Here is a 9,707-nt window from a genome sequence, read left to right on the forward strand (position 1 = left end):
ATAGTGCTGGACGTCAACGCATTTGACAAACTGAGGATTGGACTGGCAACCGCCGACGACATCCGTAGCTGGAGCCACGGCGAGGTTAAGAAGCCAGAAACCATTAATTACCGTACCCTTAAACCAGAGAAGGATGGTCTGTTCGGTGAGCAGATTTTCGGTCCTACTCGCGACTGGGAGTGCGCGTGCGGCAAGTATAAGCGCGTGCGCTTTAAGGGAATCGTGTGCGAGCGATGCGGCGTGGAAGTTACACGCAGCCGCGTTCGCCGTGAACGCATGGGTCATATTGAGCTTGCGGCTCCTGTAACACACATTTGGTTCTTCAAGGGTGTGCCAAGCCGCTTGGGTTACCTGCTTGATATTGCTCCAAAAGACTTGGAAAAGGTTATTTACTTTGCAGCCTACATGGTTACTAAGGTAGATGAAGAGCAGCGTCACCAAGATCTTCCAGACTTGCAAGACGAGTTCGATACGGAAATCGGCAATCTTCGTAAGCGCCGCGACAATGAGATTGAAGCTCGCGCAAAGAAGGTAGAAGAAGACCTGCACGAGCTGGAAGAATCAGGCGAAGCAAAAGGCAACGCAAAGTCTAAATTGCGCGCTGGAGCAGAGCGAGAAATGGCTGCTATTCGTACTCGCTACGATGAGCAGATTCAGCGTTTGAACGCAGTTTTCGATCGCTTTAAGGGCTTACGCGCAGGAGACATGGAAGGCGATGTTGACCTTTGGCGAGAAATGGAAGACCGCTACGGTGACTATTTTGAAGGCTGCATGGGTGCTGAAGCAATCAAGAAGCGCTTGCAGGACTTCGACCTTAAGTCTGCTGCCGTAGAACTTCGCGAAGAAATCGACAATGGTACTGGTCAGCGCAAGGCGCGCGCTTTGAAGCGACTTAAAGTTGTAAACGCGTTCTTGACTACTGGAAACAAGCCAGAAGCAATGGTTTTGGACGTTATTCCAGTAATCCCACCAGATTTGCGACCAATGGTTCAGCTTGATGGTGGACGCTTTGCAACATCTGATTTGAACGACTTGTACCGTCGAGTAATCAACCGTAACAATCGTTTGAAGAGGTTGATTGAACTTGGTGCTCCTGAAATCATGCTTAATAACGAAAAGCGCATGCTTCAGGAAGCAGTCGATTCACTCTTCGACAACGGTCGTCGTGGTCGCCCAGTAACTGGTGCATCGAACCGTCCACTAAAGTCGCTTTCCGATATGCTTAAAGGTAAGCAGGGTCGATTCCGCCAGAACTTGCTCGGTAAGCGAGTTGATTATTCTGGCCGTTCCGTAATCGTTGTTGGTCCAAGCCTCCGCATGCATCAATGCGGTTTGCCTAAGCCAATGGCGTTGGAGCTGTTTAAGCCATTCGTTATTAAGCGTTTGGTGGATCAGGGCTTTGCTCAGAATATGAAGAGCGCAAAGCGCCTTGTAGATCGCGGAGATTCCGAGGTTTGGGGTGTGCTTGAGGAAGTTATTTCTGAACATCCTGTGCTTCTTAACCGTGCTCCTACACTTCACCGTTTGGGTATTCAGGCATTTGAGCCAATTTTGGTTGAAGGTAAAGCAATTCACCTTCCACCACTTGCTTGCGCCGCATTCAACGCTGACTTCGATGGTGACCAGATGGCAGTGCATTTGCCACTTTCCGCCGAAGCTCAGGCAGAAGCTCGCAGCTTGATGATGGCATCCGACAATATCTTGAAGCCAGCAGATGGTCACACTGTTACCATGCCATCTCAGGATATGATTTTGGGCTTGTACTACTTGTCTACAGTAATAGATGGTGCAAAGGGTCAAGGCAGAATCTTCTCTTCGCTTGCAGAGGCTCAAATGGCACTCGACAAGCATGAGATTGACATGCAGGCAAAGGTATTAATCCGCGTGCCAGAGGACTTTGTGCTACCAAAGGATTGGGAGCCAGGAGAACTTAAGGTCGTAGATCCAGAGCCAGGCAGCCCAGATGTTGTTCACGAAGAGCGCTTTAAGGATGGAACTGTATTGTTCGCCACATCCTACGGTCGCGTGTTGTTTAACGGCACTCTTCCAGAGGACTATCCGTTTGTGAACCAGCAGGTTCCAAAGGGTGTTCTCTCCAAGATTGTTGACGATATTGCTACACGTTATTCCACTGCTCAGGTCGCCGCATCCCTTGATGCTTTGAAGGATCTTGGCTTTACTCGAGCACCTTGGTCTGGCGTTACAATGGCATTCTCTGATATTGTGCTTCCTTCAAATCGTGAGGCTATTGCACAAGACTACGAGAATCAGGCTGCAAAGATTAACTCCCAGTACGATATGGGTCTTCTTACAGATGAAGAGCGTCGTCAAGAGTTGATTAACTTGTGGACTGAATGCACCGATAAAGTTGCAGATGCTATGCGCGAGAACTTCCATGATGATAACAACGTGAACATCATGGTTCAGTCTGGTGCACGCGGTAACTGGATGCAGATTCGTCAGATTGCTGGTATGCGAGGCTTAGTGGCAAACCCTAAGGGTGAGATTATTCCTCGTCCTGTTAAGTCAAACTACCGTGATGGTCTTTCTGTGTTGGAGTACTTCATCTCCCAGCACGGTGCGCGTAAGGGCTTGGCTGATACCGCACTTCGTACTGCAGAATCTGGTTACTTGACTCGTCGTCTTGTTGACGTTTCTCAGGAAGTTATTGTTCGTGAGGAAGATTGCGGCACAAAGCGTGGTCTTATGATGAAGATTGCGGACCGCGACGAAAATGGCAATTTGACGCTTGTTAAGGCTGCTGATGGTGGTCCATACTCGCGCTTGCTTGCTGCAGATGTGCTTGATCCAGCAGATGGTACAACCGTTTTGGCTAAGTGTGGTGACGCGCTTTCTATGGATGTTTTGCGTGACTTGGTTGCGCATGGTGTCGAAGAAGTTAAGGCTCGTTCTGTGCTTACTTGCGAGTCTAAGCGTGGCGTTTGCGCAAAGTGCTACGGTTGGTCTTTGGCTACAAGCTCTCTTGTTGATGTTGGCGAGGCTGTTGGTATTGTTGCAGCACAGTCCATTGGTGAGCCTGGTACACAGCTTACGCTTCGTTCCTTCCACTCTGGTGGTGTTGCTTCGGCTTCTGATATTACGCAGGGTCTTCCTCGTGTTACCGAGCTTTTCGAGGCTCGTACACCTAAGGGCGAGGCTCCAATTGCTGAGTTCCCAGGTGTTGTGAAGGTAGAAGATACGGATCACGGTCGTCAGGTGACTTTGACTCCAGACGATACTACGGTTGAGCCAATCGTTTACCCAGTAACTCGTCGTGCTCCAATGCTTGTTAAGGATGGAGACCACGTTGAGGTTGGTACGCAGCTGATTGAAGGTTCTGTGGATCCTAAGAAGATTCTGCGAATTCTTGGTCCTCGTGCTGCTCAGGTGAATATTGTGGAAGAAGTGCACAACGTGTACCGTTCTCAGGGCGTTGATATTCACGATAAGCATATTGAGGTTATTGTGCACCAGATGCTTCGCCGTATTACGGTGATTGATTCTGGAGACACGAACCTTCTTCCAGGCGAACTTGTGGATCAGGCTAAGTTCCGTGAAGCAAATCTTGAGGCTGTTAAGAATGGTGGTAAGCCTGCTGCTGGTCGTCCAGAGCTTATGGGTATTACAAAGGCTTCTTTGGCTACAGATTCTTGGCTTTCTGCCGCATCCTTCCAGGAGACTACACGCGTGCTTACTGAAGCTGCTTTGAGTCAGAAGGAAGATGATCTTAAGGGCTTGAAGGAGAACGTTATTATTGGTAAGCTCATCCCAGCTGGTACTGGTTTGGCGCGTTATCGTAATGCGGATGTCTTTGCAGATCCAGAGGTGCGTGATGCTGTTTATCCAAACCTTGGTTTGGGTGGAGCAAATGGCACTCCGTCAAACTTTGGCGAGAGCAACATGGGAGATGTTGATTTCTCGAACATTGATTTTGGCGACATGCAGCTTGGGGATGAGTTTAATCCAGATGACTTCCTTGATGATCAGGGTGGTCAGGGTGATTATGACGATGACCTTAACTAATCAGACTAGGTATAACTGGCGATTTTAGGCTATCCATACTGTTTATGGGTGATTTGCTTAAATCTGTAAGTCCGATTTTGCTAGTCTGAAATTGAATTAGCCGTTGCAAGTTGTTTTATGCATCTTGCAGCGGCTTTTTTTGTTTTTTTGCGTTTACTTTATCCTGCTTTTGTTTCTTTTTGCCCGAGAATGTTGTTCAAATCGGCGTGTCGAGCTACAAAGTCGGGAAATCGCTCGCGCGTTACAGCGCGCTCACGTCTTCGCTTGCGTTGAAAGCACACTGTGCTTTCAACTTTGAGCAAGCTCAGCGCTCCGAATTGCCTTCTCGCGCTACGCTTTAAGCTCGAAGGCAGGTCGTCGCGCGGGAGAATTACAAGAACTCGGTCATTACTATTGGAATGTATTCCAGCATTCCGTTATGTTGGTAGTCTTTCGTATAAATCAGAATTTCCCGTGCGATTCGCGAAGAAAACTTACGTGCGAAAGCATCAAGCGAAGCATGCGTTTTATAACCTGAGCTTTTTACTTCAATCGGCACAATCTTGTTCTTATCAGCAATCAAGAAATCTACTTCATAGTTGCGATTGTTGCACTTGTTGTGATTATTTCGATTATCGTGATTGTCAATCTCAACATTAGTATCGTCCGCGATTAAGCGCGCGTCGCCGTCCATAAAAGTGTGATAATACAATTCGTGTCCATGAGCGCTCAAAGTTTGAGCAACAATATTTTCGTATACATAACCTAGATTTGCTTGCAACTTATCGTTTAACAATCGCATATAAATGTCGTTGCTTGTAAAAGACTTGTCTTTAAATGCTAACGTAACAAACAAGCCAGTATCTGCAAGAAAGAGTTTGAACTTAGATAAATCTTTGTGTTGAGCCATTCCAGAATTAGGATCGTTAGTATGGTGGGAGATTAGCACAGTTCCAGAATCTTCTAGTTGAGCTAGTTGTTCAAGAACAGTATTTGCTCTGTTGCCAGCAAGAACGCTCGAAACATGGTAACGGGAAGTGTTAGACATGAGCTGAGCTGGTATAGAATCAAAAATTGCAGATATTTTACCAGTAGGGTCTATTTTTCTAAAATCATCTTCGTAAAGTGAAAGAATATCGCGTTTTACTCTATCTACAACACTAAAATCGTTGGTTTCAATATAGCTTTCAACAGCTTGTGGCATTCCTCCAACAAGCATATAAAGTCTAAAATCTCTTAGCATTTTTCTGCATGCTGCTTGACCGATTGGTTTTTTAGAATCGTAGAGTTTTTTTAGAAGCGGAATGGTTGTATTGTCGCCAAGTGCCCATTTAAATTCCTCATAATCCATAGGATGCATTTTTAGTTTGCGTTCTTCGCTTGGAATAAGAATATTTTTAACGTTTTTGTGGATTGAAATTAGTGAGCCCGTTTCTATGTAGTCGTATCTTCCGTCGTTGACTAGGGCTTTAATTGCTTGGCGCGCTTTTGGGCAGAGTTGAACTTCATCAAAAATAATGCACGACTTGCGTTCTTTGAGGCTTGTTTTATATATAAGCTGGAGTTGCAAGAAGATGTAGTTTAAATCTGAAAGGTCTTCAAATAGTTGTTTTACTTCTGGAGATGCTGTGTAAAAATCCACTAATATGTAACTTTCATACTCATTTTGCGCAAACTCTTTTACAATAGTGGATTTTCCTACGCGTCGTGGTCCTTCTATGAGTAGTGCTGTTTTCCCGTTAGAAGAGTTTTTCCAATTGAGCATGTGCGAATAGATTTTGCGTGGAAATTTGCGTGCAGTGTTTGTTGTGCTGGATGCTGATTGATTAAGGTTATAAATCATTGTAATTCCGCCATTCTTTGCAAAATCGATTATTTTATTTTAGCAAATTTTTGCAGAATCGACAATTTTATTTTGATGATTTATTGCAGAATCGACATTTTGCTATAAAATGCAATTTGACTTGATTCGCTTGTGTTTGTGTATTTTTGCCCGTGTTTGTAGTCATATTTGCTGAAAAAGGGAAAAACAAACGCGCGCGACGACCTGCCTTTTCGCTTAGAGCGTAGCGCGAAAAGGCAATTTGGAGCGCTGAGCCGCTCAAAGCAGAAGCACTGCTTCTGCGCGGCGAAGACGTTCGCGCGCTGTTCGCGCAAGCGATAACGACGCGGTTTATTCGACACGCCAAGGTGCGAATTTAGCAAAAATTCGGAAAGAATTTTTAACAATTTTAATCACTTATTAAGCTGAGAAAACCCTGATATTTCAACAATACCGGGGGGGGGTATTAAAAGCTTATTTTAGTAGGCTTTTGCTAGGTGATTTTTAGGTGATTTTCATACCGTAAAATGCTAGTCTATTTTAGTCAATGAAGGTTTGGCACACGGCTTTAGTGTGCCTAGAAGCCCGGTGAGAGGAATCTGTAATTCGCAGTATTTATGCGATTTTGCGGAAAAGTCTAATCACATGGGCGACTCTTTCTAAACACGAAATTCTCATAACGAGATGTCACTCTAAAGAAGAGAGGAAACATGCGTTTAAATACGAATTCGCTGAAGCGCACAGTTGCTGTTTTGGCGGCGGTATGCACGCTCGGAACATGCTGTATTGCTGGCTCTGTTGCTTATGCTGATGGTGCTAATGTTGGCAACATTGATGCTACTAAAAAAGACAAGGGTACTTCTATAACAATTCACAAGTATCAAGGTCCTGAAACTGGAACTCGATCTGATGGATCTAATCAGAGTACTACTGTTAATGGTAAGAAGGAAGTTGTTAATGGTAAGAAGGAAGTCAAGGGCGTTGAATTTACGCTTTACAAAGTCACACTTACAAGTGGCACAAGTGACGATGACAAGAAGATTGATTTGTCTACTCCTGAAGGTTGGAAAAGAATTGAAGAGATTCAAAAATTAGATCCTAAAACTAAAAAAGCTGCATCATTCTTCGAAGGTAGTACTCCTAAATTTGCAAAGACTAAAGTTAAGGCTGACACAACTGGTGATGATGGTTCTGTAAAATTTGATAAACTTGCAGAATCCCTTTACTACGTTGAAGAAACTGACACAAAGGGTGCTCAAACTAAGGGTGATGATGGAAACTGGCAGCCTGTAACTGTTACTGGTAAGGTTGATTCATTCTTCATCACAACGCCTTTGCCTCACAAGACTGCTAATTCATGGGATTGGCTGTACGACGTTAATGTGTATCCAAAGAATGATATCAGTAACGACGTTCCTACTAAGACCCCACAAACTCCAAGCAAGTTTTATGTTGATAAAGATGGAAGCACTGTTATTCCATGGGATATTTCTATTCCTTTGATGCCTCCTTCTGATAATAAAACTTATAAGCAGATTGGATTCGTCGATTCTCTTCCTGAAGGTTTGACGTATAAAGACGTAACTAACGTGAAGCTTGTTAAAAAGGCAAAGACTGGTAATACTCAAGCAACTGATGTACCGCTTACTGTAAATACTGACTACACTGTTACGCCTGATACTAATAATAAAAAAGTAACGTTTAGTCTTTCTACTGCGAGGTTGACAAGTCTTTCTGCAGATTTCGGTACTAATACTTATGTTCTGAAGGTTACTTTAAACACTAAGGTTACAAAGGGAACCAAGAATTTCACTAACTTTATTACCGGCTGGATTGATGACAGCAAGATTGGTGATGGTGACGAAAACAACCCATGTGTTCCAACTGTTGACAATCCAACTAAATGCGATAAGAATCCTCACGGCACTTCGCATTTTGCTACCCTGAAGATTACCAAGGTTAATGATGCACAAGAAGGAAAAGGTAAGAAAGTATTAAAGGGTGCTAAGTTTGCTATTTACTCCATTAAAAATGATAGTACTGCTCTAAATGGAGTAACTACACAGAATTTGGCTACAACAACTGATCCAGTCAAGACGGGTACAAACAACGATCAGTTAACAATTGAAACTGGTGATGATGGAACAGCATCTGTTGATTTGTTCATTTCTAATGATGATAAGACTACAAGTAAGAAGTATTGTTTAGTCGAAACTGAAGCTCCTGCAGGCTTCAAGAAGGATGAAACTCCTCATTGCTATGCAGTGGAGACTGAAACTTCAACAAATGTATCAGCTACAAAACCTGTAGCTGATAACAATTCGAAAGAGATTGTTAACGTTCAGGCAACCGAAATCGACAAGATCCTCGCAGCACTGCCAATGACTGGTGCTCGCGGCTTGGTATTGCTAACTGCATTTGGCATTGTTGTCTTGGGTGGCACGTTGTTCTACATCATCACTCGTCGTCGCAAGGAACAAGAAGAAGCGTAAGGCTTACTTGGTTTTGTGATTGTTTTGTGATTGTTTTGTGATTTAAGCTGTATGCGAGTGTTTGCGTATTCAAGTGAGTGAATTGCGCGGATTCGCGAATACTCGCATCGGCTTACAAAATCGAAAATTAATTCGCAGATCAAATCGCAAATAAAATCGCAAGTCCAGTTTAAAGTCCAATCGCAAAGCAACAAATGCTTAGGTTTTTATTCTTAAATCGAAACGTTGTGGTTAAGCATAAGAAACGCGATAAACGAAAGTGGAGATTTTCTAAATCTTCTATCGTTCCAGCGCTTCTATTAACCGCATCGTTCGCCTCACTGTTATACCCACATGCAGCAATGTGGTTAAGCCAGTATCACATGTCGGAAGTAGCTGCGGAATACGCTAAGTTAATCACGCATGCTGTTCCGGCTCCGCATGAGCAGCTGGCTCGCGCGCGCGAATACAATCGCAAGCTATCCGTAGGCGCAATATATGAGGCGAACACGAATATTCCAACATCCCATGGCGAAACGTCTGACGTTAGTCAAAACTATTGGGATCAGTTGAAAGCGAATGACGATGGTCTTATGGCTCGCCTTCGCATTAAGAAAATTGACCTAGATTTGCCCGTGTATCACGGTACGCAGGACGATACTCTGCTTAAGGGACTTGGGCATTTGCGCGGTACTTCTCTACCAGTTGGAGGATTAGGAACTCGTTCCGTGATTACTGGCCACCGTGGTTTGGCTAGTGCGGAAATGTTTACGAGATTGGATGAGATAGATAAGGGCGATTCTTTTACGATCGAGGTTTTTGACGAGATTCTCACTTACAAGGTGATAGAAAAAATTGTTGTAAACCCAGACGAAACAAAGAAAATTGCTGCAGTGCCAGGCAAGGATCTTGTGACTCTGATTACTTGCACGCCGCTTGGAATCAACACGCAGAGAATCTTGGTGACGGGGGAGCGAGTAATACCGACTCCTGCCGCGGACAAGTCTTTGCTTGGTAAAAAGCCGGATGTTCCGAGATTCCCGTGGTGGATCGTTGGGAGCATTGCAAGCTTGAGTGTGGTTGGAGGCTACATTTACTGGGCTGGTCTGCCGATTGTTAAGAAGAAAAAGAAGAAAAACGATAACCAGAACGGCGATGATCGAAATAATGGTGATGACCATAGTGATGACAATGGTGATCGCAATGGTGATGACCAGACTAACGATACTCTTTGGCTTGGCATTTATGGCGGCCAAAACAAGCAGATGTATAGGGATTCCGAAGAAGCGAGAAGGATTAGTCAGGAATCCTTTGAGTCGATTATTGATGGTTTTGCGCAGGGCAAGCGTCCGAAGGCTTCAAAGCTTAAAAAACTGAAAACTTAATACGTTAAGACTTAATACGTTAAAAAA

At 44.2% G+C, this 9,707-nt stretch carries 4 protein-coding genes; 3 read left to right on the forward strand and 1 reads right to left on the reverse strand.

Features of this window, described 5'->3' with window-relative positions:
- Positions 1-3: 3 nt before the first annotated feature.
- Positions 4-4,023: a DNA-directed RNA polymerase subunit beta' gene (locus tag HXT55_RS01975; protein ID WP_004573798.1), complete on the forward strand. Its 4,020-nt coding sequence runs from the start codon at positions 4-6 to the stop codon at positions 4,021-4,023.
- Positions 4,024-4,393: 370 nt separating this feature from the next.
- Here the strand turns inward: HXT55_RS01975 and HXT55_RS01980 are convergent, their stop codons facing one another.
- Complete coding sequence (locus HXT55_RS01980; protein WP_421792315.1) at positions 4,394-5,845, reverse strand: ATP-binding protein; 1,452 nt, start codon at positions 5,843-5,845, stop codon at positions 4,394-4,396.
- A gap of 689 nt (positions 5,846-6,534) precedes the next feature.
- Here HXT55_RS01980 and HXT55_RS01985 point away from each other — a divergent pair.
- Together HXT55_RS01985 and HXT55_RS01990 are read left to right on the forward strand one after the other, a co-directional pair.
- Positions 6,535-8,316 (forward strand): SpaH/EbpB family LPXTG-anchored major pilin, encoded by a 1,782-nt coding sequence (locus HXT55_RS01985; protein ID WP_421792317.1) that lies wholly within the window; start codon positions 6,535-6,537, stop codon positions 8,314-8,316.
- A 194-nt stretch (positions 8,317-8,510) separates the two neighbouring features.
- The gene (locus tag HXT55_RS01990) at positions 8,511-9,680 is read left to right on the forward strand and encodes a class C sortase (protein ID WP_421792319.1); all 1,170 of its coding nucleotides are present in this window, start codon (positions 8,511-8,513) and stop codon (positions 9,678-9,680) included.
- The last annotated feature ends 27 nt before the right edge of the window (positions 9,681-9,707 follow it).

Origin of the sequence: Gardnerella sp. KA00718, assembly GCF_049244285.1 — a bacterium.
Lineage (GTDB): Bacteria > Actinomycetota > Actinomycetes > Actinomycetales > Bifidobacteriaceae > Bifidobacterium > Bifidobacterium vaginale.